This window comes from Rossellomorea sp. DA94 (genome assembly GCF_029834455.1).
GTDB lineage: Bacteria > Bacillota > Bacilli > Bacillales > Bacillaceae_B > Rossellomorea > Rossellomorea vietnamensis.
This window is the reverse complement of the sequence record NZ_CP122397.1, coordinates 1979987-2006390: the sequence shown is the minus strand read 5'-3', so window position 1 is coordinate 2006390 and position 26404 is coordinate 1979987. Positions and strand designations below refer to the sequence as shown.

Genomic DNA, 26404 nt, shown 5'->3' with positions numbered 1-26404 from the left:
TTGTCTCAAATCCAACCTATCTATACTATAAACGTTTTTATTAGAGAAAACAAGAAAAAAATCGAACATTCATTCGGTTTTTTTCTTTCGGTGTGCCGGAATAAAAAAAGATAAAAAGCTGCCTTCAAAAAGAAGACAGCCTCTTCAAACTAACTCAGTTCTTTAATTAAATAGTGCCAACCATACTTCGCCGTCCTCATCCGGTTCCCATTCCGGCCACCGCCAAGGTTTAATAGATATGCCTTGGTCGTTCCATCCTTCATAGATAATCCAATCCAGACGGTCCCTGCAGGATGACCTTCGTGAGCGTCGGGTCCTGCTACACCTGTAAAGCTGATCCCTATGTCAGTGGAAAACAGCTCTCTAACGTTTTCAGCCAGTTCCCGTGCACATTGCTCACTGACTGCTGAATGCTGTTTCAGTGTACGGTCATTAACAGATAGAATCCTTTTTTTGATCTCATCCTGATAGCAGATCACCCCGCCGCTCAAAACGTCCGATGCCCCGGGAATAGACGTCAGTTGAGCCTGAAACAGTCCACCAGTCAAACTTTCTGCGCATGATAGGGTAAGTCCCTTCTCTTTTAATAAATGGACCCCCACTTCAACAAGGGAATCCTGGTTATAACCGTAGAAATATTCCCCCACCCTGTTCAAGATCTTTTCTTCAACCGAATCCAATAATGACACGGCAATATCCCTTGACTCGTGCTTAGCCGTAAGCCTCAAGGTCACTTCCCCGTCACCAGCGAGAGGGGCGATAGTCGGATTGGTTTGCCTGTCGATCAGATCTTCTAATTCCGTTTCGAGCTCTGCTTCCCCGATGCCAAAGAAACGAAGTACCCGTGAATGGATGACTTCTTTCTTCTTCATCAAGTTCAGGATTGCCTGTTTGCCGTGCTTATCGAACATCGGCCTCATTTCAGACGGCGGACCGGGGAGAAGCATATAGGCATTCCCGTCCTTTTTCAACAGCATCCCCGGAGCCATGCCGTGTTCGTTCTTCAATACATAGGCCCCGGATAATATGAGGGCTTGTTTTTCATTATTGGGAGTCATTTCACGATTGACCTTCTGAAAATAGCCTTTTATCGATTCCAATGCGTCATGATCCATGCTTAAAGTCGTTCCTAAAGCATGGGCGATCGTTTCTTTCGTCAGATCATCCTTTGTGGGTCCAAGGCCTCCAGTAAAGATCAATATGTCCGCCCGCTTCTTTGCTACCTCAATGACCTGCTGTAAACGGGCAGGGTTATCCCCCACACTCGTGTGATAATATACGTTCACTCCCATCTCAGCCAACTGTTCGGAAATGAATTGTGCATTGGAATTGACGATTTGTCCGAGCAATAATTCGGACCCAACCGCTATTATTTCTGCATTCATCTGTATTCCCCCTAAAATATGGTGAAAAGAAGGGGATGATTCTATTTGAATCAATCCCCTGGTGTACACTGTTATTTCGAATTCACAAATGCTTTTTTATTATGTTTAAAATAATCCCATCCCGACCAAATGGTAAAGAACATAGCCACCCATAGAGCGATCGTAGCAAATGGGAGATTGATCAGTTCGAAAATGGCGTTATGAAGAAGAAGGGCTGATATGGCAATGATCTGTGCCCAGGTCTTGATCTTACCGAGTTGACCTGCAGCAACCACTTCCCCTTCCCCGGCTAATACGAGACGAAGCCCTGTTACGGCAAACTCACGACTGATGATGATGATGACAATCCACGATGGAGCAAGACCCATCTCGACAAGTACGATTAAAGCAGCCGATACAAGCAGTTTATCTGCCAGCGGATCCAAGAATTTCCCCAGATTTGTAACAAGGTCAAGTTTCCTGGCATAATACCCGTCGATCCAATCCGTCGTTGCCGCTATGATAAAAATCAAGGCTCCTACAAAATGCTTTACCGGCATTTCCGCCCCAAGAAACATCATCTCTCCCCAATTTAACGGTGCAAGCATGATGATTAAAAATAATGGAATTAAAAATATCCTTGATACTGTAATCTTATTAGGTAAGTTCACCTTTCTACCTCCAATGCTTTAAAAACGCGTATACCATTAGTATGTAAGAAAAAGGAGTTATTAAAACTCCTCCCGTTTCAATTATTGTTCTTGCGGTGCGTAATTGATGATGATATCCTGCCTGACGACATCAGTTGCAGAAACTTTATATTCAAGCTTTTTACCGTTAACGAGGATATCTGTATTTGACGCATTACCGATGACAAGGTAAGCCTGTTTATCAGAGGAAAGGTCAAATTCCTTTTTATTATCCTTTTTCAGCAATCCTTCAAATAGCAATTCATCTTCGGTATTATACACTCCTACCCATGTATCTCCGCCCGCAGCCAACTGAAGCTTGAATTCATCGGCGTTTTTCAGCTCATAGGTCGTTTTATAACCTGAGGTATTCACTGCTTCTAAGGATTGTTCCGTCTTTTGGTCCTTCTCTTGATCAGCTTCTTGATCGTCTGATGATTTCGGTTCTTCGGTCTGTTCTTGATCATTTGTTTCATCTTCAGGCTTCTCGCCCTCAGCACTCTTATTCTCATCAACATCTACTTGTGTCTGGTTTTCTTCCTGATTGGACTCAGGGGCCTTGTCCCCTACTTTCCCTTGCCAAAATACCCACACTGCAACAAGTGCACCGATGACAAACAGTGCAATGAGGAGCTTCGGTAAAAAGTCAAATACCTTTGTCGAGCTCTCTGAAACACTCTTACGGGACTGCACCCTTGAAAGGGAAACTGGTATTTCATCTTCATAGGTCGTCGGGATTTCAGCCTTGTGTTCCTCAAAAATCACTTCAGGAGGAAGTCCGACCGCTTCACAATATTGCTTAATGAATGCGCGCACGTAGAATTTACCCGGCATTGCATCATAATTGCCTTCTTCGATCCCGATCAAATAGCGTTTTTGAATTTTTGTTATCCTTTGTAAATCATCAAGGCTGTAATCCTTAGCCTCTCGAGCTTCCTTTAAACGATTTCCTAATTCCGTCACTACTTAACACCTTCCAATATTAAAAATCAAAACCTCCAAAATCGGAATTTTGAAATAGATTATTTTGTTCCACTAATTCGTATGTAATTTCTTCATCAGGATCGTTTCTAAGTTCAATGATATAATCAAAATCTTCAAGTGAATATTCAGAGTTTTGAACGAATACATCAGGATGTTCGATTACTTTCACAGCAGGTAACCTCATGATTTCCCTCACCAGCTGCCAATGCTTCTCACTTGCACGGCGTGTAGAAACGATGCCGTCTATAATAAACAAGTTCTCAGCGGAATACTCGTCTTCGATGAGTTTGCTCCGTATCGTTTGCTTTAATAAAGTAGAAGAGACAAAAAGCCACTTCTTATTGGCACATACACTTGATGCCACGATTGATTCTGTCTTCCCTACCCGGGGCATCCCTCTGATCCCGACAAGCTTGTGACCTTCCTGCTTAAATAATTCAGCCAAAAAATCAACCAGTAAACCGAGCTCATCACGAACAAATCGAAACGTTTTCTTGTCGTCGGCATCTCGCTGGATATAACGACCGTGACGCACAGCAAGCCGGTCTCTTAATTTAGGTTCCCGGAGTTTTGTCACATTGATTGTATCCATCGTTTGAAGGATGGACTCAAGCCTCATGATCTGTTCATCATTATTGGCAAGGAGAAGCATTCCCCTTCTTCCTTCATCCACACCATTTATCGTCACTATATTGATAGAAAGCATTCCTAATAATGAGGAAATATCACCTAAGAGGCCGGGACGATTTTTTTGTATTTCGTATTCTAAATACCATTCTTTGCGTTCCATCGTTTACCTCCCCGGAAAAATGTGACATCCCATTTCGATATAAATTGACATATTTCGAAAAGTTATTTTAACATCTAGGTATTATAATAAATGATTTCCTGCTAATAGAAAAGCAAAACCTACATAAATATGTACAATTTCTCATTCATACGAAAAATGATAACTTGAAGTCCAATATTGTATTGGGGTGAGTCATTCCCCATAAGAAAAAGGAGAGGGAAATCCCTCTCCTTAACGACCACCGTTATTATTAACAAGCTTAACCATCATATTGGCGATGGCGTGTTGCTCTTCTGGAGACGCGACTGACCATAAATCCGCTAATACTTTTTCCTGATCGTTCTTAGCTTCAACTTGATTGGCTAAGTAATCACCAATTTGGTAAGCCAAGTCATTTACCGTTTCGTGCTCCATGCCGCTGTGTTCTGCCTGGTTTAGGCGATCCCCTAAAAAGTTTTTCCAATCAGACCAGTTATCTAATACAGACATTTGTCATGACCTCCTTTATTGAAATACAACCTTAGTTTGTATCCCGGAGGAAAAATTATGCGCTGGAATCATTTGATTGAAAAATTTTTTATGTGTGCCATCCCCCGTTGACGGAAAGGGTCTGGCCGGTAATATAAGAAGCCCTGGACGAAAGAAGGAACTGAATGGAGTCAGCAATTTCACCCGGATAAGCAAACCGGCCCATAGGGATTTCTTCTCGGATCGTATCTTTATCTTCATCCGTAAACGCGTCCATCATGGACGTATCAACGGCCCCGGGAGCAACGGCGTTTATCCTTACACCGCTTAATGCAAGCTCTTTACCCAAGGATTTTACAAATGCTATTTGGGCCCCTTTGACAGTTGAATATACAACTTCACAGGCAGCTCCTATCTGTCCCCAGATCGAACTCACCACGACGACCGCTCCTTTACGGTCAATCAGCTTCGGCAGGAGTTTTTGAACGAGGAGCAACGGACTTTTGACATGAAGGTTGATCATCTGATCCAGATCGTCTTCTGCAAGGTCCTGGAAGAGCCCCCAGGTAGAATTTCCGCTGCAGTATATGATCGCATCGAGCCGGAATATGGAATGGACAAGGTCCCCCACTTCATCCGGGTTGGCAAGATTCCCCTGGATGGGGATTGCCTCCACCCCTAACGCTTCGACTTTATGAACCAAGTCCTTCATTGCCCCTTCATTTGAATGATAATGCAAGTATAGATTCCATCCCTCTTCTGCCAAAAGAAGAGCAGTACTACTCCCGATTCCACCAGATGCTCCTGTAATTAATGCATATTTCATTGGTTTCACTCCAAACGTCATTCACATAAATAGAGGAACTATCCAATTAAAGGATAGCTCCCCTTCCATCATGATTTAGGTACGACCTGACATACAGTAAATCGTTCTTCACTGATAATGGACTCCGCAACCGCCTGTATATCATCATATTTCAACGTTTCAAGGGTAGGCACGACTTCAAATAAATCCATCTCATTAAAGGCATAGCGGGTAAATTGATTCGCAATATACTCAGGGGAATTAATGGCACGCAGGAATGCCCCAATCTTCTTCTTCTTGGTTCTCTCAAGACCTTCCTCAGTAAAAAGAGATTCCCCTTTCGCTTTTAGAAGCAGCGATTGAACCTTCTCGGAAAGCTCATCCGGCTTTTCCGTATCTCCACCGACCGTAAGGAAACCAAAGCCATTTTCCTGAGTATAGTCATAATGGAATGTTTCATCGATCAATCCATCATTATAAAGTTCGGAATAGTACGGTGAACTCTTTCCGAACAGCATATCAAGGAAAACATTCATGGAAAGCTCCTGTCTAAGCATTTCCCGACCCTGCTGGATTGGTTCCGGGGCTTTCAGACCGACGAGACACTTAGGACTTTGGACGTTCATCTTAAGGACCTGTTTTTTCTCCGCTACCGTCTCTGGTTCATCCTCGAATTTACGCTTGATTTCAGGCATTTTTTCATAATCCTTCTTTTCCTGATTCGAACGGACTTGATTCATGATCTGTTCGGGATCGACTGACCCAACCACGAATAAGAGCATATTGCTTGGATGGTAGAATGTATTATAACACTGATAGAGCATATCCTTTGTTATCGGGGTGATGGATTCGATCGTTCCTGCAATATCGATCTTCACAGGATGATTTTTGTACATATTCTGGATGACCCCGAAGTATAATCGCCAATCGGGATTATCATCATACATGGTAATTTCCTGACCGATGATGCCTTTTTCCTTTTCCACCGTTTTCTCTGTAAAATACGGATCTTGAACGAAATCGATGAGTGTTTCTAAATTCCGTTCTACGTTGGTCGTACTCGAGAACAGATAAGCTGTCCTTGTAAACGAAGTGAACGCATTGGCGGATGCCCCTTGCTTACTGAATTGCTGGAAGACATCTCCATCTTCCTTTTCAAATAGTTTATGCTCTAAGAAATGGGCGATTCCATCGGGCACTTTCACGAATTCATCTTCATCCAAAGGGACAAAATGATTGTCGATGCTTCCATATTTCGTTGTAAATGTTGCATACGTCTTGTTAAAACCTTTTTTCGGGAGGATGTATACGTCCAACCCATTAGACATTTTTTCATAATACAAATTCTCTTGTAATTGATCGAAGGAAATTTTCTTCATCTTTATCCCTCCATTCCTGTTAGAAAGTAGATCGTATCAAGTTCAACTTTATTTGCGGCTTTTACGATATCTTCTTTAGTTGTCTTTTCAATCTCATCCAACCAATGTTTCAGGTCGATCTCTTCATGGGCTACGGCATTATGGTAAAGTACTTCGACCAACCCTCTTGAGGTATCGATGGTTTCAAGGAGCTGGTTACGGATGACCGCTTTTGTCTGGTCGATTTCCCCATCGGTGAAGTCTCCATCCTTCATTGCCTGGAGCTGTTCGTTAATGATTCCTACCGCTTGATCATACTTCTCAAATTCGATTCCGGACATGACCATCAATAAACCTTTATGACTTTCGAGGCGGCTCGCAGCATAATATGCGAGGCTCGCTTTCTCCCTCACATTGATGAACAATTTGGAATGGGAGAATCCACCGAATATTCCATTGAATACTTGAAGCGCGAAATAATCTTCGTCGCCATATTGAGTATGTGTACGGTAGCCCATGTTCAGCTTCCCTTGTTTCACATCCTGCTTTTCTTTTACGACGTTTTCATTTTCCTTTTGCTTCACAAGAGAAGCATCCACTTGTTGAGGAGTACGTTCATTCAATTGGAGTAATTGATCACAAAGGCTTTCAACCTCTTTAACATCGACATCACCGATTACATAAATGTCAAACTGATCTTCGGCCATCACTTTTTGATAATATTCATATAAACTCTTCGCAGTAGTGGACTCCACTTCTTCACTTACACCGTTTACATGGAGGGCGAAACGTTCACCTTTACACATTTCTTCCACCAGTCGTGAATTGGCATAGCGCATTTTATCGTCATATACTGCTTGGATTCTAACCTTTTGGTTCCGTTTTTCTTTTTCGACTGTTTTCTTGTCAAACTCGTTATTTTCAATATGAGGGTTCTGAAGGACATCTGCAAGGAATTCGATTCCTTTTTGAAGCAGGGGTTCAGAATCCTTCAAAAACTTTTCGTTGGCGATTTCAACAGACATACTGACCACATGGTACTCACCTTTTTTACCTAAATCCACAAAGAAGTTCGCTCCATATAACTCATCCAGATGGGAACGTAACTCCGTAGTGCTCTGATAGGTCTTCGTGCTGCTCTGCATCACGTGAGGCAGCAATCCCCGTAAAGTGACTGTTTCGGGGTCGAGGGGGGCTTTCATCTTTAATACGAGGCTATTGGTTTTATACTTATCCGTTTGAACGATATGTAGCGTGTAACCAGGCTTCTTCTTCACTATTTCGTTTATGGCTGTCATCGTACCGTCCTCCTTAGTTCCATACTTCCATCGATTTACATGCAAAATTAATAAACACCTTTATTGTGCGGTATTTATGTATAACTATACATGTAGAGAGAGATTGATTTCAAGCATCTTCCTCTGTTGGTAAAATACACTTTTGAATAAACCATTATATGCATATGAATTTCCCTTTATGTTTGAATCAAAAACCACTTGAAACACAGTTAAAACAAAGAAAAAGGATATCCCTATTTTCAGGATATCCTTTCATTTATTCATGATACTATTAACGATTTCCTTTGATATATGGTGTACCTAGAGCTTTAGGTGCATCTGCACGACCGATGAAGCCGGTTAGTGCGAGGATGGTAAGCACATATGGCGCGATTAATAGGAATACACTTGGGATGTTTTCAAACAACGGGATACTGGATCCGATGATGCTTAAACTTTGGGCGAAACCGAAGAACAGGGCCGCTCCCATGGCTCCAAGAGGATGCCATTTCCCAAAGATCAAGGCTGCAAGGGCCATGAACCCCTGTCCACTGATCGTGGCGTGGCTAAAGTCCGAGGAAATCGCCTGGGCGTATACTCCCCCGCCGACACCTGCAAAAGCACCGGAAATGATGACACCGATATAGCGCATTTTCGTTACATTGATTCCCATGGTATCTGCCGCCATAGGATGCTCACCTACAGAACGCAATCGTAAACCGAACGGGGTTTTGAACATAATGAACCAAACAATGAAAGACACAAGTATCGCGACGAATGGCGGCCAGTATGTGTTGGAAAAGAAGATATCTCCAATGACCGGGATTTTGTGAAGCAAAGGAACATCGACCTTCCCGAATCCTTCAGAGATGATATCCGTTTGACCCTTTCCATAGATACGTTTGACTAAGAAAAGAGTCAACCCTACAGCCAGCAAGTTGATGGCTACACCTGATACAACCTGGTCAGCCCTGAATGTAATGGAAGCAACGGCATGCAGGATAGCAAGCAGGCCACCCATCACCATGGCCACAAGCAGTGCGACCCAAGGAGTCGCTGCACCGAAAGTATCTGCAAAAGCAAGGTTGAATACAATACTTGAGAATGCTCCGATGACCATAAGGCCTTCGAGTCCAATATTTACTACACCTGAACGCTCTGAGAACGCCCCTCCCAAAGCAGTGAAAATAAGTGGTGTTGCCCAAAGCAATGTTGATGGGATGAGTATTGTCAAAATATCAATGAAACCCACTTATTTCACCCCCTTTTTACTAAATCGTTGAATCAGATAACGGATCATATAACCAGATGCTACAAAGAATATGATAAGGGCAATAATAATATCTACCAGTTCATTTGGAATCCCTGCATCGAGAGGCATATTCAGTGCCCCTACTTTAAGTCCTCCAAATAGAAGAGCGGCGAATACAACTCCGATGGCCGCATTCCCACCAAGAAGGGCTACAGCGATCCCATCGAATCCGACACCTGTAAATCCTCCCTTGATTGAAGCATAGCCGAATGTCCCAAGCCCTTCCATCGCTCCTGCAAGGCCAGCAAACGCTCCAGAGATGACCATGGAAAGGATGATGTTCCCATTCACGTTCATACCGGCATATTGCGAAGCATGCTGGTTGAATCCTACAGAACGCAGCTCATATCCACGCGTTGTCTTTTCAAGCAGGAACCACATGATGAATACACATGCAAGGGCGATGAAAATCCCCCAGTGCAATCGGGAGTAATCTGTCAAACTTTCAAAGAAAGGAGACTTCAATGAAGCTGTATCCGCAATCATATCCGTTCGGTCTTTACGGTCAGTAATGACATCACGGATAATGGCATTTGTTACGTGAAGTGCAATATAGTTCATCATGATCGTGACAATGACTTCATGTACGCGGAATTTCGCTTTCAGAAGTCCAGGGATAAAGCCCCATAGCGCCCCTGCCATTGCGGCAGCAATGATGGCAAGGGGTAAATGGATCAGCTTAGGTAAATCATCAAAGGCAACCCCTACCCATACAGCTGCAAGCCATCCCACAATCAATTGACCTTCCACACCGATGTTAAAGAGACCCGTTCTAAAAGCAAAGGCAACAGCCAGTCCTGCTAAAATATATGGTGTGACCTGACGGATCGTTTCTCCTACATAATAGATCTCCCCGAAGATCCCATTCCATAATGCAGCGTATCCTGCAATCGGGTCATACCCACTCACAAGCATGATGATCGTTCCGACAATGATACCTAAAAGGACTGAGATTACCGGGATTAATATATTTGTTAAGCGGTTAGACATGTGACTTCCCTCCCGTTTCCTTCCTCTTCGAACCAGCCATTAAAAGTCCAAGTTCTTGTTCGGTTGTTTCCCTCGGATTAACAATCGCCACAATTTGACCTTCGTAGATAACGGCGATACGGTCACTAACATTCATGATTTCATCGAGTTCAAATGAAAGTAGAAGAACCGCTTTTCCATTGTCTCTTTGTTCGATCAGACGTTTATGGATGAACTCGATCGCCCCTACATCAAGACCCCTGGTCGGCTGGGCAGCAATCAATAGATCCGGATCCCGGTCAACCTCACGGCCGATGATCGCTTTTTGCTGATTTCCCCCGGATAAAGCACGGGCAAGGGTGAATTCTGTTGGAGTCCTGACATCAAATTCCGCTATCAATTTTCTTGCCTGATTGTAAATATTTTTATAACTAAGTACCCCTTTGTTGGAATACGGCTTCTGGTAATAGGTCTGAAGAACCATGTTTTCCCCGATAGGAAAATCAAGTACCAGGCCGTGTTTATGCCTATCCTGAGGAATATGACCTACACCTGACTCATAAATTTTACGGGGTTTCATATTTGCGATTTCTTTTCCATTCAGTTTGATTGAACCACTGTCGACTTTATGAAGACCTGTGATCGCCTCAATCAATTCACTTTGTCCGTTTCCATCCACACCGGCTATGCCAAGGATTTCCCCAGCTTTCACCTCAAGGTTCAAGCCCTTTACAACAGGGACACTTCGCTGATCTTTTACGTTTAAGTCACGGACCTCGAGAACATTATCACCAGGTGAAGCTTCTTTCTTCTCTGTTTTAAATGTGACCTCACGTCCCACCATCAGACTGGCAAGGTGATTCGGATCAGTTTCCGAGACCTTCACAGTGCCGATCCCCTTCCCTTTTCTGATAACGGTTACATTATCACACACCTCCATAATCTCTTTAAGCTTGTGAGTGATAAGGATGATTGATTTACCTTCTTTAATCAATGTTTTCATGATTTGTATCAGTTCTTTAATCTCCTGAGGCGTCAATACAGCGGTCGGCTCATCAAAGATCAGGATTTCTGCTCCACGATAAAGTGTTTTCAATATTTCCACACGCTGCTGCATACCTACTGAAATTTCTGAAATTTTAGCGTTTGGATCTACTTTCAGACCATACTTTTCAGATATATCCAGGATATCTTTTTCAGCTTTTTTAGTATCCACTGTCGCCCCGGACTTTGGCTCTCTTCCGAGAATGATATTCTCCGTTACAGTGAATGTATCGACGAGCATAAAATGCTGATGGACCATCCCGATTCCAAGATCGTTGGCAATGTTCGGGTTGGTAATATTCACTTTTTGCCCTTTCACACGGATTTCTCCCTGCTCAGGCTGGTATAAGCCGAATAACACGTTCATCAAAGTCGACTTACCTGCTCCATTTTCACCAAGAAGCGCATGAATTTCACCTTTTTCGAGCTGGAGGGTAATGTTGTCATTTGCTACGATGCCTGGAAATTCTTTACGGATATTCAGCATCTCAATTACATAATCCATTGCTAATCACTCCTTGCATAGACTAGGGATATTTATCTAGTAGTTAGAGGTCAGACCTTCACTACTCAGAAAAAAAAGGGTTTCCCCGAATAAAAATCTAAATGAAAGATAGAAATTTTCTATACTTCAATTAAATTTCTATTAATGTATGAATCTATTTTCAGGAGGATAAGCGGCCGGATATCCCCCGGCCACTTTCCTTCTTGTTCGATTAGTTAGCTGAGAAAGCTTCCGCATCTTTAATAGATTCTGGAACTTTTACATCTCCGCTAGTAATCTTTTCTTTCCATTCATCTACTTTTTTCATGACTTCATCTTTATTGGAAAGTTCGTCATTTAATTCAGCAAGTCCTACGCCGTCTTCTTTAAGTCCGTAAAGGATTTGCTCCCCACCAGGGAAATTTCCTTCTTTCGCTTTAGTGGACAGATCCACTACCGCGTTATCAACGCGCTTAAGAGCCGATGTAAGGATGATATTATGATCTCCTACTTTACCTTCTGCTGATTGGTCGGAGTCAACACCGATTGCCCAAAGTTCACGGGAAGGATCTTTTTCTTTCAGGTCGCGTGCTTCTTTGAATAAACCATTACCCGTTCCACCAGCTGCGTGGAAGATTACGTCAACATCTTGAGTGTACATTTTTGAAGCGATTGTTTGTCCAAGTTCAGCTTTGTCGAAAGCACCTGCATAATCTGCAACGATTTCTGCATCAGGATTGACCGCTTTAACACCAGCGATGAAACCTGAATGGAAGCGTTCGATTACCGGAATTTCCATACCGCCGATGAATCCGATTTTGTTTGTTTTAGTCGCAAGTCCTGCAGTAACACCAGCAAGGAAAGAAGCTTCCTGCTCCTTGAACATGATGCTTGCAACGTTTGGTTGATCAACAACAGCATCAACGATTGCGAAGTGTGAATCTTTTTGTTGTTGTGCAATTTCAGTGATTGCACCTTCCATAAGGAAACCGATACCATATACTAAGTCAAAATCTTGACGAGCTAATTTGTTTAAGTTCGTAGCATAGTCAGCATCTGATTGTGACTGTAAGTAGTCAAATCCATCTTTACCTTTTTCCATGTCGTTCTCTTTACCGAAGGCTTTCAGACCTTCCCATGCTGATTGGTTGAAAGACTTATCATCTACTCCACCAACATCTGTAACCATTGCTACTGTAAATTGATCTTCTTTCTTGCCATCGCCACTAGATGCACCTTCTTTGTCCTCGCTTGTTCCACAAGCACCTAATAATGTACCTGCTGCCAGAACAAATGATAACGCTAAACCGAATTTACGTTTTTTCACCTAGAGTACCCCCTATTATTGTAATAAATTAGTAGTAAGATGGATTGCTGTTATACGCGCTTTCTTAATACTTGGAAGCTAAATTTGTCTGACCTGAAGTAGTTTACGGAATACAGGATCGGCTCATCGTTTTCATCAAAATGCATTTGCTTCAAAACGAGTAAGGCCGTTTCCGGCTCGCAATTTAGAATAGGGGAGATTTTATCGTGATATCCCATTGGTTCAATTTGTGCCACTGCATGGGTAATTCTCTTATTCTCCCGTTTTTCTAAAACAGTGAAAATCGAATTATCCTCATGTGTGAAATTCCTCGGCATGACATTCTCAGGAATTTTGTCCACACAATATACAACCGGTTCCCCGTTTGCCGTCCGAACCCTTTCAATAAGGATCACGTCGTCCTCTTCATTGCAAGTAAACCTCTTCACATCATCCTCAGTAGCTTCTTGAGTTGTTGAGCTTAAGAAAATGGTCCCTGGCTCCATACCAGCCTGCTTGATCATGTTCGTTACACTGTTCAGCTGCTCGATACCAGAAGTGAAGAGCGGCTTGGCGTTTACAAATGTACCTACACCATGACGTCGTACGATGACACTTTCTTCCTCAAGAATTCTGAGAGCTTCCCTAAGAGTAGCCCTACTTACACCCAATTGTTTGGAAAGATCGAATTCAGATGGGAGTTTTTCTTTTTCTTTGTATATTCCCGCCTCGATATCCTTCTTCAAACGGTCAATTACTTGTAAGTATAAATGCCGATTGTCTGTTTTTATTGTCACTGGAACCACCACCACATTTTCTCAAGACATCAGACCTCTGATGTATATCTTTCCTACTAATCGAAAATACTATAACACTTTTCTTTTGATAAAGGAATAGCATTGTGTGATTTTGTCGAAAAAAATGATTAGAATGACAATTTAAAATCCTTTTCTGTAAAAATATTGAAAATATAGGTGATTAAATAAGCTTAAATGGGATATATTAACTACTTTTTTACAGTGGTACCGTTTTCCGTTATCTTTTTTTACATACTCTCAACAAAGACATTACAAATGTAAACGCTTTTAATAGTATAACACATTCGTGGATAAATCCGTATCCCTTTCGTTAAAGCGTTTTCAAATGGGATGTCATCCCTCATTTCCCTCACAAAAAAAGGCATGTTACCCCATTCAATTAGAATAGAGTAACACACCTTGGGTTAGGAACTTTGCTCTTCTGATGGCTTGCCGACCAGGACGGTTCTGGGCTTACTGCCTTCATAAGGACCTACGACTCCCCTTACTTCCATTTCATCGATCAATCTTGCGGCCCTCGTGTAGCCGATCCGGAATCTTCTTTGAAGCATAGAAACGGATGCTGTCTGCATTTCCGCGATCAACTGGACGGCATCATGATATAATTCGTCTTCAGCTTCCCCTGACTTCTCATCCTCCTGAACTTCATCGGGAATCATTTCCTCCTGATATTGAGCCTTTTGCTGGGAGATGACAAAGTCTACGATTTCTTCCACTTCTTCATCTGATAAAAACGCACCTTGCACCCTTGTTGGCTTGGATGCCCCTACAGGCATGAAGAGCATATCTCCCCTTCCCAATAGCTTTTCAGCTCCACCGGAATCCAGGATCGTTCTGGAATCGGTTTGGGACGATACGGCGAAGGCAATCCGTGACGGAATATTGGCTTTGATGACCCCTGTGATGACGTCTACCGATGGACGCTGCGTCGCAATGATAAGATGGATCCCGGCAGCACGTGCCATCTGTGCAAGCCTTGTGATGGCATCCTCCACGTCGCTCGAGGCTACCATCATGAGATCCGCCAGCTCGTCTACAATCACTACGATATAAGGTAGCAGAGGCTGTTTATCTTCATTTTCTATATTCTGTCTCTTAACGTAGTCATTGTACCCTTCAATATTCCTGGTTCCCGTATGAGAGAATAACTCATACCTGCGCTCCATCTCACTAACAACCTTCTTTAAAGCCTGGGACGCTTTCTTGGCATCTGTTACAACGGGTGCCAGGAGATGTGGAACTCCATTGTATACGTTCAGTTCAACCATTTTCGGGTCGATCATCATCAGTTTAACTTCATGGGGCTTTGCCCTCATGAGTATACTTGTGATGATCCCATTGATACATACACTCTTACCGCTCCCTGTTGCTCCCGCTACCAGTAAATGAGGCATCTTATTCAGCTCAGCGAGTACCGCTTCACCGGTGATATCACGCCCCAAGCCAATTTGCAGTTTCGCATCGGGTTTGTTGTGCTCCTTCGCTTCAAGAACCTCCCGCAGGGATACCATGGCCACTTCCGAGTTCGGAACCTCAATACCGATGGCCGACTTACCCGGAATCGGAGCTTCAATTCGAATATCTTTCGCTGCAAGGGCCAGCGCCAGATCATCACTCAGGTTGACGATCCTGCTTACTTTCACGCCTACATCTGGATGTACTTCATACTTTGTGACTGCTGGGCCAAGATGGACTTGCGTCACTTTCGCCTTTACCCCGAAGCTTTGGAATGTTCTTTCAAGCTTTGCCGCGTTGGCATGAATCAATTGATATTCGTTACTCTGATCCGTTTTTCTAGGAGTTTTTAATAAAGAGATCGATGGAAGCTTGTAATCTTTATTTTCCACTTCTGTAAAGGTGATTGGCGGGGCTGCTTCTGCTTCCCCTTCCGTATCGCCCTCTTTCCCTGACGAAGCCTCTTTATCATTACTTGTCCCGTCCCCTGGAGTTACGGCCTCTTCTTTTGATGGTGATCCGCCATATGCACGCTCTGCGAAATTCGAGATGATCGGTTCCCGCGTTTCTTCTTCCTCGGAGACCATTGGTTCAGGCGATTCTTTCTTTTTCATTGGTTCATCTTTCTTTTTCTTCTCTTTGACTTCTTTTTTCTTGGATTGCTCTTCCTTCCAGTCGCTCATCTCCTGTTTAAATGCTGACCATTGCCCACTCATGAAGGCACCAAAGCGTTTCCCTGCTCTTCCAAGTACGTCCCCGATGGATTTACCAGTCACAAGGATGATGCCGATCATAATGAACGTTGCGCTGACGATCCTTGCCCCCTGTGAATCAAATAGGAAGTAGGAAACCGCAAACAGGATGCTGCCTATCATCCCTCCTCCAAGATCGGACGTACTGGATTCACCGTTGACGTCCATCCAATATAAGTCCCACGTATTCATGATGACACTGGGATTAGCGAATGATCCGCCATTTGAAAGGAGATCGAATAACTTTACATGACTTAATAGGAGGAAACTGGCAATGATGATGTATACCCCCACAAGCCTCCTGCTGAACAACATCGGTACCTCCCGCTTAATCATCAGGTAGCCTGCTACATACAGCATCCATAAAAGGGCAATCATATACCATTCCCCAAGGAAGAAACGATAAAAATATACAAGTGCCTTTCCAACGGCCCCAAGCTCAATGATGGATATCAAACTTAATGCGGATAGGATCAATCCGATGATCTCATATTTGATTGTCTGCTTCAGTGCAGAGCCGGATTGAGAGCGTTTTTTTCTTTTTTTTCGTTTTGCCAAACCATTCACCTAAATTCTGTTGAAGTCTATCAGATTTATGTACTAGAAGATGAAGAAAGGGCTGACCCTTTGGGGCAATGTATGTGCCTAAGGTGTCAAACCCTTCCCGTGAACTTTTTGTATATACTGTCTTCTGAGTAATATTATAGCATAACCACTATTTCGGGAAAATCCTCTTTCTCACTTAATTGTTTAGATATTCCCCTGGGCAAATTTGATCATTTAAGTAGTGGGCGGGGTCACTGCTCATAACCCTGATGATTCGATATTTGTTTTCCTCCTGCTGAACCAGGAGGGGAACGCCCTGATAGTTTATCATCATTTGACCGCTGAATTCACTTCCATCGGTGGGAAACACCAGATCATTGGGAACCATTGTATAGAGAATCATTGAACCAGACCCTCTTGTGAATCTGCCTGCTTCTTCATCTCGATCAATTCATTGATCTTCCTGATTGCCGACCCGATGCCGCCAATTCCATCGATCAATCCGTACTCCACGGCATCATCCCCCACCACATTCGTACCTATATCCCTTGTGAGGTTTCCTTTCGCAAACATAAGGTCTTTAAAATCCTCTTCCGTGATATTGCTGTGCTTAGTGACAAAGCTGACTACCCGATCCTGCATTTTATCTAGATACTCAAATGTTTGGGGCACACCTATGACTAAACCGGTTAATCGAACGGGGTGGATCGTCATGGTAGCCGTACTTGCAATGAATGAGAAGTCGCAAGATACAGCAATTGGAACCCCGATGCTATGTCCTCCCCCAAGCACGACAGAAACAGTAGGTTTGGATAAAGAGGCGATCATTTCGGAAATGGCCAGACCCGCTTCTACATCTCCCCCGACCGTATTCAGAATTACAACCAGCCCCTCGATCTTGGGATTTTGTTCAATGGCGACAAGTTGGGGGATGACATGCTCATACTTTGTTGTTTTATTTTGAGGCGGAAGCTGCATATGTCCTTCTATCTGGCCTACAATGGTGAGGCAGTGAATATTGGAGTCTTGAGAAAGTTGTGGAACATTGGTTTGACCCAGCTGTTGAATCTTTTCCATCAATCCAGACGGTTTGTCTTTCTGATCATCCTGACCTTTATTTGGCTCATCCTGCATATGTTCACGATATTGTTCCATGAAAACATCTCCTTTTCATTCCCATTCTCTTGTTATTATTTTAATATGGGAGTGTTTTCATACTTTATTCTTTAGGTTCAAATAAATATAGGGCTATTTGTTCAAAACAAATAGCCCCACACATTATACTTCCATGATGATCGGTAGAATCATCGGTCTTCTTCGTGTTTTGTTAAATAGGTAATAATTTAATTGATCCCGGATGTCCTGCTTGATTGCCGTCCATTCAAAAGAACCTTTTTGCAGATAGGAATGGACCACATCCGTCACGATTCCCCCTGCCCCATCGATCAATTCCTCGGACTCTCTAACATATACGAATCCCCTGGAGATGATTTCAGGTCCTGAGACGATAGACTTGGACCTTCTGTTGATGGTGATGACAACCGTAAACACACCGTCTTCCGATAACAGCTTACGATCACGAAGGACAATATTCCCTACGTCCCCGATACCGATCCCATCGATCAATACATTTCCCGCCTGAACACGGCCGCTCATTCTCATCTTACCATCCTTATATTGAAGCACGTCTCCCTTATCCATGATAAAGATCTGCTTATAAGGCAGTCCGGTATCGTGGGCGAGCTGGGTATGAGCGACGAGCATTTTATATTCACCCTGGATCGGTATGAAGTACTTTGGTTTCATGATATTCAACATGAACTTTAAGTCTTCCTGACTCCCATGACCTGACACATGAACTTTTTTCGACGCGGTCAATACATTTGCCCCGGCTCTATAAAGCATATCGATCGTCCTCCCGACGATCACTTCCATGCCTGGGGAAGGCGTGGCGGTTATGAGGACCGTATCACCTTCTTCAATGTTTACTAGACGATGGGAACGCTTGGACATCCGTTGAAGCGCTTCAAACGGTTCCCCTTGAGTTCCTGTAGCTATGATGAGGACTTCATCTTTAGGATAATCCTCTATTTCGTCAATTCCGATGATCATTTCATCCCGGACATGAAGGTATCCGAGCTTCAAGGCCACATCATAGACTCTCTTTAAACTCTTCCCGACCACAGCCACTTTTCGATTATTCTGCTCAGCTGCATCAAATACCTGCTGAAGTCGAATTAAATTCGAAGCGAAGCATGCTACGATCACTCTCCCTGATGCTTTCCTCAGGGCGTTCGTGATATGTTGTTCGATTACCGACTCTGATGTTGTAAACCCTGGTCTCTCGGCTTCTTTACTATCAGACATTAGACAAAGGACACCCTTCTCACCGATTTGCGCCATCTTTCCTAAATCCGGCCGGTAAAGATGCTTTGCCGATTGATCGAACTTGAATTCGCCAGTATGGACGATGACCCCTTCAGATGTATGTATGCAAACCCCGACTGAATCAGGAATACTGTGTGTGGTTTTAAAGAACGTCACATTCACACCATCAAAAGTAAGATTGCTATCAGAATGAATCGTATAGAACTTCACATCATCCCTGATATGTTCATCCTTCAGACGTGCTTTTACCAGTGCATTCGTCAAGCGTGTTCCATAGACTGGAGCCTTGATCTTGGTTAATACATATGAAATCGCACCAATACTGTCTTCATGTCCATGAGTCAGGAAAATCCCTTTTACCCGCTCTTTATTTTCAATCAAATATTGAATGTCAGGAATGACGACATCGATCCCTAGCATTTCATTTTCGGGAAACATAAGTCCTGCGTCAATCACGAATATTTCATGGTCGACTTCAATCACGTACATGTTCTTGCCTATCTCTCCCACTCCCCCGAGTGGTATCACCTTAATGCTTTCATTCTTTATCTTACTCACCATTATGTCCTCCTATGCTGTTCCTTCCCCGATCTTCAATCAGTTATATTCATTATACTTGATACCATTTTGGTAGTACAACCAATTTTATCCTACATATTCAGGATTAGGAAAAAGACTGCAAACATTTATTCTACGTTACTATTTCGATACGGTAAGAATAAATCCTTCTTCTTTTGAAGAATTATCTCTTTCAGAGGACAAATGGATTTAGCCCTATTACAAAGAACAAAAGACCGTGAAGGACATAGCTTCACAGTCTTTAGGATATAGCATAAGAGTTAATTTAAGATAAGGCTTCGAGCAAGTGAGAGAGTTTTGCCCTTTCTACTTCTGTCAGTGGGATCAGTGGCAATCTCACAGAGCCAACATCCAGGCCTTTCATCTGGAGGGCCGTTTTGACCGGAGTGGGATTCGGGCTCGTGAACAGGCCTTTCATGATCGGAAGGAGCTTTTGATGCAGTTGTGCTGCCTGGGTGATGTTCCCTCCTAAAAAGGATGAAACCATTTCCTGCATCTCATTTCCGATGACGTGGGAAGCCACTGACACAATTCCAGCCCCGCCAATGGATAATACCGGCAGTGTAAGGCCATCATCACCACTGTACAACATAAAATCATCCGTTGTATGGGAAATGATGTCAGTCATGCTGTCCAGATCCCCGCTTGCTTCTTTCACAGCAACGATGTTCTCAATCTTTGAGAGACGAATAATCGTTTCAGGTGAGACATTGACGCTTGACCTGCCCGGAATATTATACAGCATGACAGGTAAGGAAGTTGATTCTGCAATCACCTTGAAATGCTGGTACATCCCTTCCTGACTCGGCTTATTATAATAAGGCGCTACAAGCATGACGGCATCCACGCCTGCTTCCTCCGCCTTCTTAGTAAGTTCGATCGAAGCATGGGTGTTGTTGCTTCCAGTCCCGGCAATGACCGGAATTCTGCCATTCACCACTTTCACGACATGACGGAATAGTGCGATCTTTTCTTCTTTCGTTAAGGTGGGAGACTCCCCGGTAGTGCCTGCTACTACTAATGAATCCGATCCATTCTCGATCAGATAATGGATTAATTGAGTCGTTTTCGTAAAATCAATATTTCCTTTACGGTCAAATGGTGTAACCATCGCCGTAGAAACGCGGCCAAAATTCAATCTAGTCACTCTCCTCGTAAGTTTATCCCACTCTGAATGTAGCATTTCTTTCTTGTAATTGGAATGTATCATGAAGGGCATTGATGGCATTGATCAAGTCCATTTCCTTCACCAGTACCCAGATGGTCGTATGACTGTCTGCTGATTGAAGTATGCGGATCCCTTCGTTAGAAAGGGAAGAAACAATGGCAGATGTCACCCCGGGTACCCCCGTCATTCCTGCTCCCACCACTGAGATCTTGGCACACTCCGATTCTATGATCGGGTTATGCCCGATCTTTCTTAAAACCCTGATGGCATCATCCGCTAGCGAAGAACCCACCGTGTACACGACACCTCTCGGGGAAATGTTAATGAAATCAACGCTGATCCCCTCTTTGGCCATGGCTTTGAACACTTCTGCCTGAAGATTGTACTGATCTTCCTTGGCAAATACTTTAATTTGGGTGAGATTGGATACGTGAGCGATCCCTGTGACGGGGTGACTCCTGAACTCTTTATGCGCCTTCGTATTTTCAAGTGTCGTCACAAGAGTTCCTTCTCCATTTGAATAGGTTGAACGAATCCGTATCGGCACATTCGAATTCATGGCAATTTCAACCGCCCTTGGATGAATGACCTTCGCTCCCTGATATGCCATATTACACACTTCATTATATGAAACCACCGTTATCGGTCTTGCTTTGGAAGAAATACGCGGATCCGCAGTCATGACCCCTTCCACATCTGTAAAAATATCGATGTAGTCCGCTTTTAATGCGACACCAAGAGCAGAGGCTGAGGTATCGCTCCCCCCTCTTCCAATGGTCGTCACATCCCCGTCCTTGGTCGCTCCCTGAAAGCCTGCCACTACGACGGCATCATGATGTTCCAGTTCCCTTACCAACCGGCTGCATTTCATCTCTATAATTTTTGCGTTGTTAAAATCGTTATTCGTCCGGAACCCTGCCTGGGCACCAGTCAGGGCTGTCGAACTGATTCCTTGCTCAAGGAGCATATTGGAAAAAACCAGACTCGAAATGATTTCTCCACAGGATAGTAAGAGGTCCTGTTCCCGTTTACTGATTGAAGTGTTTCTGCCACCGATCAAGGACAACAGGGAATCTGTGGCGTAGGGTTCCCCTTTTCTTCCCATTGCTGAGACGACCACCACCACTTTATACCCTTTATCGATTGCTTGCTTCGTGTGGGAGATTGCCTTCAAACGACTTGCTTCATCACGTACAGAAGTTCCACCAAATTTTTGAACGATCAGTTTCATGACTACACCTCATTGTCATATTCAAGAGGTATCTGAAAAACGATTAGTGGAAATATGCAGAGTTAATTGCTGATATGATCCCTCTCCGTTACTTAATTAGCCCCAGATTCATTAAACTTTCTGCAATTTGAACAGAGTTCCATGCAGCTCCCTTCAGTAAGTTGTCAGAGACAACCCACATATGGAACCCTCTTTCTTCATCAAGATCTTTGCGGACGCGGCCAACAAATACATCCGGCTTACCTACGGCATGAGCAGGCATTGGATAGATCTGTTCTTCAGGTACGTCTTCCAGGGTTACCCCGGGTGCATCTTTAAGAAGTGCATGGATATCCTTCACCGAAACAGAATCCTTCTCAATTTCAATATATACACTTTCGGAGTGACCTGTTACAACCGGTAATCTGACACATGTCGCTGATACCTTCAGAGAAGGCATATGCATGATCTTTTTCGTTTCATTGATCATTTTCATTTCTTCGTAAGTAAAGCCGTTGTCCTGAAATGTATCAATTTGAGGAATGGCATTGTAAGCAATCTGATAATGCTTTTTGTCGCCTTTTACAGGTAACACACCCGGTTCAAATGATTCACCGGATAAAATGGCCTGTGATTGGGCGTGAAGTTCATCAATGGCAACAGCACCGGCACCTGAAACGGCTTGATAAGTGGATACGATTACTTTCTTCAAGCCATACTGCTTACGGATCGGCTCGAGTGCTGCAACCATTTGAATCGTCGAACAGTTCGGATTGGCAATGATTCCATTGTGAAGCTTCATGTCCTCTTCGTTCACTTCCGGGACGACAAGTGGAACATCCGGATCCATTCGATATGCACTCGTATTGTCGACTACGACTGCCCCGCGTTTTACGGCTTCAGGAGCAAGAAGTTTTGATACACTTCCACCTGCACTAAATAAAGCGATATCGACCCCTTCGAAGCTTTCAGGCTTCGCTTCTTCAACCGTCCATTCTTTGCCTTTAAATATGACAGTGGAACCTGCAGAACGTGCTGATGATAGTAATGTCAATTGTTTTATTGGAAAATCCCTTTTTTCTAATGTTTGAAGCATTTGTTGTCCGACGGCACCGGTGGCACCCACAACAGCTACATGAAATCCCGTTGTATTCAAAATCTTCTCTCCTTCCAACCATTCAATATTTTCATAGTACAATAGGTAAGTTAATTTAGTCTATTACTATAATAAAGAATATTTTAACATAAACAATTATTCGACAATAGGATTTTTTATTGATGATTCCGGGTTCGTCTATCTTTACATGCATGAAAAGAAGGTCATCTGAATTTCCCGTGGGGATGACCTTCTTCTTGAATTAATCTAAATATCTTTCGATGACGACGGGTTGTAGCTGATGCCCTTCCATGGCCGCTTCGATCGTTTCTTGAATCAATGTCATCCTGGCAACCATTGACTTTGGTTTACTTTCAGGTGCATCCTGCCCAAACGGAATAAAATAAATATCTTTCGTTGAAATCAATCTCATCAGATTAACACCATTTAACCCCAGAGCATCATTTGTGGAAATTCCGAGTACTACAGGGCGGTGGTTACGCAGTGTTGCTTTGGCTGCCATTAACACAGGGGAATCGGTCATTGCATTGGCAAACTTACTCATAGAATTACCCGTCAATGGGGCAATAACCATGCAATCCAGTGGAATCTTTGGCCCAAGTGGTTCTGCTTTGACGATTGAATCGATCACTTTATGTCCGGTTACGTCTTCGATACGTTTGATCCAGTCTTCTCCCTTACCGAATCTTGTTTCCGTCTTCATAACGGTAGATGTCACAATCGGCATGACTTCCGCTCCATTATTCACTAATCTCTCAATTTCCGGGAACACGGCATCATACGTACAATGAGAGCCTGTGAGACCAAACCCTATACGTTTTCCTTTCACACTCATGATGAACTCTCCTTTCCTGAATCAAAATCTTCCTCTAATAATTGACAAAGAACATTCGCCAGGATCTGTCCTGCCGTCTTCGGTGCTACGATCCCTGGGAGCCCAGGGGCTAATAATGCTTTAATTCCGCGCTTTTCTGCATAACGAAAATCTGTACCACCAGGCTTTGAAGCCAAATCGATAATTAATGTATGGGCAGGCATTTTGGCTATGACGCCAGCCTTCACAATGTGAACTGGAATTGTATTAATACAAATATCACAATTCTCAACTTCTTTTTCCAAATTATCCAAATGGAATGGCACTAGCCCCATTTCTGTCACCCTGGCCAAGTGCTCGCTTTTGCGTACTCCGACCTTCACCCTTCCACCTAAATGATGAAAGGTCCTGGCCACGCTCATACCCACTCTTCCAAGACCCAATATCACGATGTCGGATCCGTGGATCGTAAAGTCTGTATGTTGAATAGCCATCATAATCGTTCCCTCTACTGTAGGGATGGAGTTATAGATGGCAACGTCGTCTCTTTCAAACAACTGAACAAGTTTGCGGTTCGTTGAAGACATGATTTGGTCCAAATACGCATTACTAATTCCTGAATAGATCGTACAGTGCTCTGGCGTTTCGGATACAATTTCTTCCGTTAACGTGATTTTCTCATTTGAAAAAATCGTATCGATTTCTCCTTGTAGATTCGTGCCGGGTACAGGTAAGATAATGGCATCTATCACTGAAAAGTCCACTTCATCGAGTTTTTCCTTTGTTGCTCCTGTAAAGGCATGATCTAATTGTTCAAAACCTACGAGTGATATTTTGGCATCCAACTCCGTAAGCTTTCGAATAATCTCAAGTTGACGAGCATCTCCGCCTAGAACTGCGATCTGCATTCCGGTCAGCATCACTGATTTCACCTACTTTTTACATAATCGCTATTCTAAATCCCTTTTCACTTCAACAGTGTATGTTGCACCCACCCAATGGGTGAGAATAAAAGCACGTATGGTCCCTTGGAAAGCAGGCAAAATAAAAAACGGGTCAGGACCCGTTTCGTTTTGTTGCAGTATTGAATTAGTCATCCGAGACTTCCAAAATGATCATATCGGCCCCGATTGTCCTGATCTGATGCCAGGGAACCCTAATTTCTCCCCCCTGCTTCCTCAGCCATTTCCCCGTGGGGATGATCAGTGCACTGATGCTGCCTGACTTATCATTAAATTCAAGATCTGTCTGCCCCAGGATGCCAAGCCGCTCCGCCTTTTTATAATCAACGATTTCCTTCCCGCTCAATTCACTTAACCTCATGATCGTATCCTCCTAAAAATAGCTGTGTAGTACAATGTATACACTGTCCACCTTCTTTAGAAGAAAAACTTTACCGTTCCATAAAGAAAAGCAGACCTCCTGAGGTCTGCTTTTCACATTCATTTTTTCATGTTTTGAGGCAGGTTTCCATCCGGGCTGATGAGCGATGAAGCATAGTCATCAGTGAAGATGTCCAAAGCCAGACGATTGACTTTATCCATGGTCACCCCATCGATTTCTTCTACGATTTCGTCAAGGGTCCGGTGTCGTTTCAGCAGTAATTCATTCTTTCCGTTCCTGCTCATACGGCTATTGGTGCTTTCTAAGCTCAGCATAAGGTTTCCTTTTAACTGCTCTTTGCTGTTTTGCAGTTCTTTAGAGGTGATCCCTTCTGCTTTAAGAGCTTGCAATGTACTGTCGATGGTATCAAATAATTGATCTAATTGATTGGCCCCCGTTCCCCCATAAATGGTCACCATCCCGCTGTCTTCGTAAGCGGAATGATAGGAAAATACGGAATAGGCAAGTCCTCTCTGTTCCCTTACCTCCTGGAACAGTCGGGAAGACATACTGCCACCCAATACGTTATTCAACACAATCAAATTGTAAATGTCGGGGTGACCGATCTCAAGACCATCGAACCCTAGGCATAAATGTGCCTGTTCCGTATCTTTCTTACGGGCAAGCTTATTGTAATGGAAAGCAGGTTTGATCCTATCTTCCGGCCCTTTTCCACCTTCATATGAACCGAATAACTTTTCAACTTCTTTGATGAATGACTCATCCACATTTCCGGCAACGGATACCACAACTCGATCCGGTGTGTACATATCATGCATGTATTCCTTCAGTTTAGACTGATTAAATGTGTTTAGTGTATCTTCCGTTCCCAGGATTGGATACCCCAGTGGATGCTCTTCATAAATGGCTTTACTGAGTAGATCATGTACAATATCGTCAGGTGTGTCTTCATACATTTTAATTTCCTCATACACCACATTTTTTTCTTTATTCAATTCCTCTTCTACATAAGTGGAATTGAAAAACATATCTGACAGTGTATGTAATGCATAATCTGCATGATTGTCCAATACTTTTGCATAATAGCACGTATATTCCTTTGAAGTAAACGCATTAACCTGTCCGCCTATGCTATCAAAGGACTCAGCTATTTCACGTGCCGTCTTGGTCTTTGTACCTTTAAAAAACATATGCTCAAGAAAATGGGAGATCCCATTATTTTGTTCGGTTTCATTACGTGAGCCGGTACCAATCCAGACCCCTATCGCTACGGATCGAACGTGTGGAATCTCTTCCAGTACGATTCGCAATCCATTTTGGCATGTATATTTCTTAATCAAGAAAGTTCCTCCTATTCATGATG

The 26404-nt window shown here is 43.3% G+C and carries 24 protein-coding genes; all 24 read right to left on the bottom strand.

Annotated elements, in window-relative coordinates; all coding sequences use genetic code 11:
- Positions 1 to 149: 149 nt before the first annotated feature.
- The 24 genes from P8596_RS10410 to P8596_RS10295 all read right to left on the bottom strand — a co-directional run bounded on the left by P8596_RS10410 (position 150) and on the right by P8596_RS10295 (position 26381).
- Positions 150 to 1385: a competence/damage-inducible protein A gene (locus P8596_RS10410; protein WP_224520230.1), complete on the bottom strand. Its 1236-nt coding sequence runs from the start codon at positions 1383 to 1385 to the stop codon at positions 150 to 152.
- Positions 1386 to 1456: 71 nt separating this feature from the next.
- On the bottom strand, positions 1457 to 2035 hold the full coding sequence (pgsA, locus tag P8596_RS10405; RefSeq protein WP_034760074.1) for a CDP-diacylglycerol--glycerol-3-phosphate 3-phosphatidyltransferase: 579 nt from the start codon (positions 2033 to 2035) through the stop codon (positions 1457 to 1459).
- An 81-nt stretch (positions 2036 to 2116) separates the two neighbouring features.
- Positions 2117 to 3016, bottom strand: coding sequence for a helix-turn-helix domain-containing protein (locus tag P8596_RS10400; protein WP_224520231.1), 900 nt, complete (start codon positions 3014 to 3016; stop codon positions 2117 to 2119).
- Between the two features lie 19 nt (positions 3017 to 3035).
- The gene (locus P8596_RS10395; RefSeq protein ID WP_034760078.1) at positions 3036 to 3827 is read right to left on the bottom strand and encodes a DUF3388 domain-containing protein; all 792 of its coding nucleotides are present in this window, start codon (positions 3825 to 3827) and stop codon (positions 3036 to 3038) included.
- Positions 3828 to 4058: 231 nt separating this feature from the next.
- Positions 4059 to 4316, bottom strand: coding sequence for a DUF3243 domain-containing protein (locus tag P8596_RS10390; RefSeq protein ID WP_224520232.1), 258 nt, complete (start codon positions 4314 to 4316; stop codon positions 4059 to 4061).
- Between the two features lie 88 nt (positions 4317 to 4404).
- Positions 4405 to 5121: an elongation factor P 5-aminopentanone reductase gene (gene ymfI / locus P8596_RS10385; RefSeq protein ID WP_224520233.1), complete on the bottom strand. Its 717-nt coding sequence runs from the start codon at positions 5119 to 5121 to the stop codon at positions 4405 to 4407.
- Between the two features lie 68 nt (positions 5122 to 5189).
- Complete coding sequence (gene yfmH / locus P8596_RS10380) at positions 5190 to 6479, bottom strand: EF-P 5-aminopentanol modification-associated protein YfmH (protein ID WP_034760085.1); 1290 nt, start codon at positions 6477 to 6479, stop codon at positions 5190 to 5192.
- Positions 6480 to 6481: 2 nt separating this feature from the next.
- The gene (gene yfmF / locus P8596_RS10375; protein WP_224520234.1) at positions 6482 to 7756 is read right to left on the bottom strand and encodes an EF-P 5-aminopentanol modification-associated protein YfmF; all 1275 of its coding nucleotides are present in this window, start codon (positions 7754 to 7756) and stop codon (positions 6482 to 6484) included.
- Positions 7757 to 8027: 271 nt separating this feature from the next.
- Positions 8028 to 8987 carry an ABC transporter permease gene (locus P8596_RS10370; RefSeq protein WP_034760090.1) on the bottom strand — a complete coding sequence of 320 codons (960 nt, stop codon included), beginning with the start codon at positions 8985 to 8987 and terminating at the stop codon, positions 8028 to 8030.
- Positions 8988 to 10037: an ABC transporter permease gene (locus P8596_RS10365; RefSeq protein ID WP_034760092.1), complete on the bottom strand. Its 1050-nt coding sequence runs from the start codon at positions 10035 to 10037 to the stop codon at positions 8988 to 8990.
- Entirely contained in the window at positions 10030 to 11565 is a 1536-nt protein-coding gene (locus tag P8596_RS10360) for an ABC transporter ATP-binding protein (RefSeq protein WP_279726761.1), read from the bottom strand. The genes P8596_RS10365 and P8596_RS10360 overlap by 8 nt, the downstream gene beginning before the upstream one ends.
- A gap of 211 nt (positions 11566 to 11776) precedes the next feature.
- Positions 11777 to 12871 carry a BMP family lipoprotein gene (locus P8596_RS10355; protein WP_034760098.1) on the bottom strand — a complete coding sequence of 365 codons (1095 nt, stop codon included), beginning with the start codon at positions 12869 to 12871 and terminating at the stop codon, positions 11777 to 11779.
- A 50-nt stretch (positions 12872 to 12921) separates the two neighbouring features.
- Entirely contained in the window at positions 12922 to 13647 is a 726-nt protein-coding gene (locus tag P8596_RS10350) for a GntR family transcriptional regulator (RefSeq protein ID WP_224520236.1), read from the bottom strand.
- Positions 13648 to 14072: 425 nt separating this feature from the next.
- Positions 14073 to 16433, bottom strand: coding sequence for a DNA translocase FtsK (locus P8596_RS10345; RefSeq protein ID WP_279726759.1), 2361 nt, complete (start codon positions 16431 to 16433; stop codon positions 14073 to 14075).
- Between the two features lie 184 nt (positions 16434 to 16617).
- Entirely contained in the window at positions 16618 to 16824 is a 207-nt protein-coding gene (locus tag P8596_RS10340) for a YlzJ-like family protein (RefSeq protein ID WP_034760106.1), read from the bottom strand.
- Complete coding sequence (locus P8596_RS10335; protein ID WP_098441884.1) at positions 16821 to 17555, bottom strand: ClpP family protease; 735 nt, start codon at positions 17553 to 17555, stop codon at positions 16821 to 16823. Before P8596_RS10335 ends, P8596_RS10340 begins: the two co-directional genes overlap by 4 nt.
- Before the next feature lie 144 nt (positions 17556 to 17699).
- Positions 17700 to 19367, bottom strand: a complete 1668-nt coding sequence (locus tag P8596_RS10330) for a ribonuclease J (RefSeq protein WP_279726986.1) — start codon at positions 19365 to 19367, stop codon at positions 17700 to 17702.
- Positions 19368 to 19653: 286 nt separating this feature from the next.
- Positions 19654 to 20526 carry a 4-hydroxy-tetrahydrodipicolinate synthase gene (dapA, locus tag P8596_RS10325; protein ID WP_397545323.1) on the bottom strand — a complete coding sequence of 291 codons (873 nt, stop codon included), beginning with the start codon at positions 20524 to 20526 and terminating at the stop codon, positions 19654 to 19656.
- A gap of 22 nt (positions 20527 to 20548) precedes the next feature.
- Entirely contained in the window at positions 20549 to 21787 is a 1239-nt protein-coding gene (dapG, locus tag P8596_RS10320; protein ID WP_224520240.1) for an aspartate kinase, read from the bottom strand.
- Between the two features lie 88 nt (positions 21788 to 21875).
- Complete coding sequence (asd, locus tag P8596_RS10315; RefSeq protein WP_224521104.1) at positions 21876 to 22925, bottom strand: aspartate-semialdehyde dehydrogenase; 1050 nt, start codon at positions 22923 to 22925, stop codon at positions 21876 to 21878.
- 199 nt (positions 22926 to 23124) lie between these two features.
- Positions 23125 to 23718 carry a dipicolinate synthase subunit B gene (gene dpaB / locus P8596_RS10310; RefSeq protein WP_224520241.1) on the bottom strand — a complete coding sequence of 198 codons (594 nt, stop codon included), beginning with the start codon at positions 23716 to 23718 and terminating at the stop codon, positions 23125 to 23127.
- On the bottom strand, positions 23715 to 24617 hold the full coding sequence (dpaA, locus tag P8596_RS10305; protein ID WP_224520242.1) for a dipicolinic acid synthetase subunit A: 903 nt from the start codon (positions 24615 to 24617) through the stop codon (positions 23715 to 23717). The genes dpaB and dpaA overlap by 4 nt, the downstream gene beginning before the upstream one ends.
- A 169-nt stretch (positions 24618 to 24786) precedes the next feature.
- Positions 24787 to 25020: a YlmC/YmxH family sporulation protein gene (locus P8596_RS10300; RefSeq protein WP_034760116.1), complete on the bottom strand. Its 234-nt coding sequence runs from the start codon at positions 25018 to 25020 to the stop codon at positions 24787 to 24789.
- A gap of 119 nt (positions 25021 to 25139) precedes the next feature.
- Positions 25140 to 26381 carry a M16 family metallopeptidase gene (locus tag P8596_RS10295; protein ID WP_279726757.1) on the bottom strand — a complete coding sequence of 414 codons (1242 nt, stop codon included), beginning with the start codon at positions 26379 to 26381 and terminating at the stop codon, positions 25140 to 25142.
- Between the last annotated feature and the right edge of the window lie 23 nt (positions 26382 to 26404).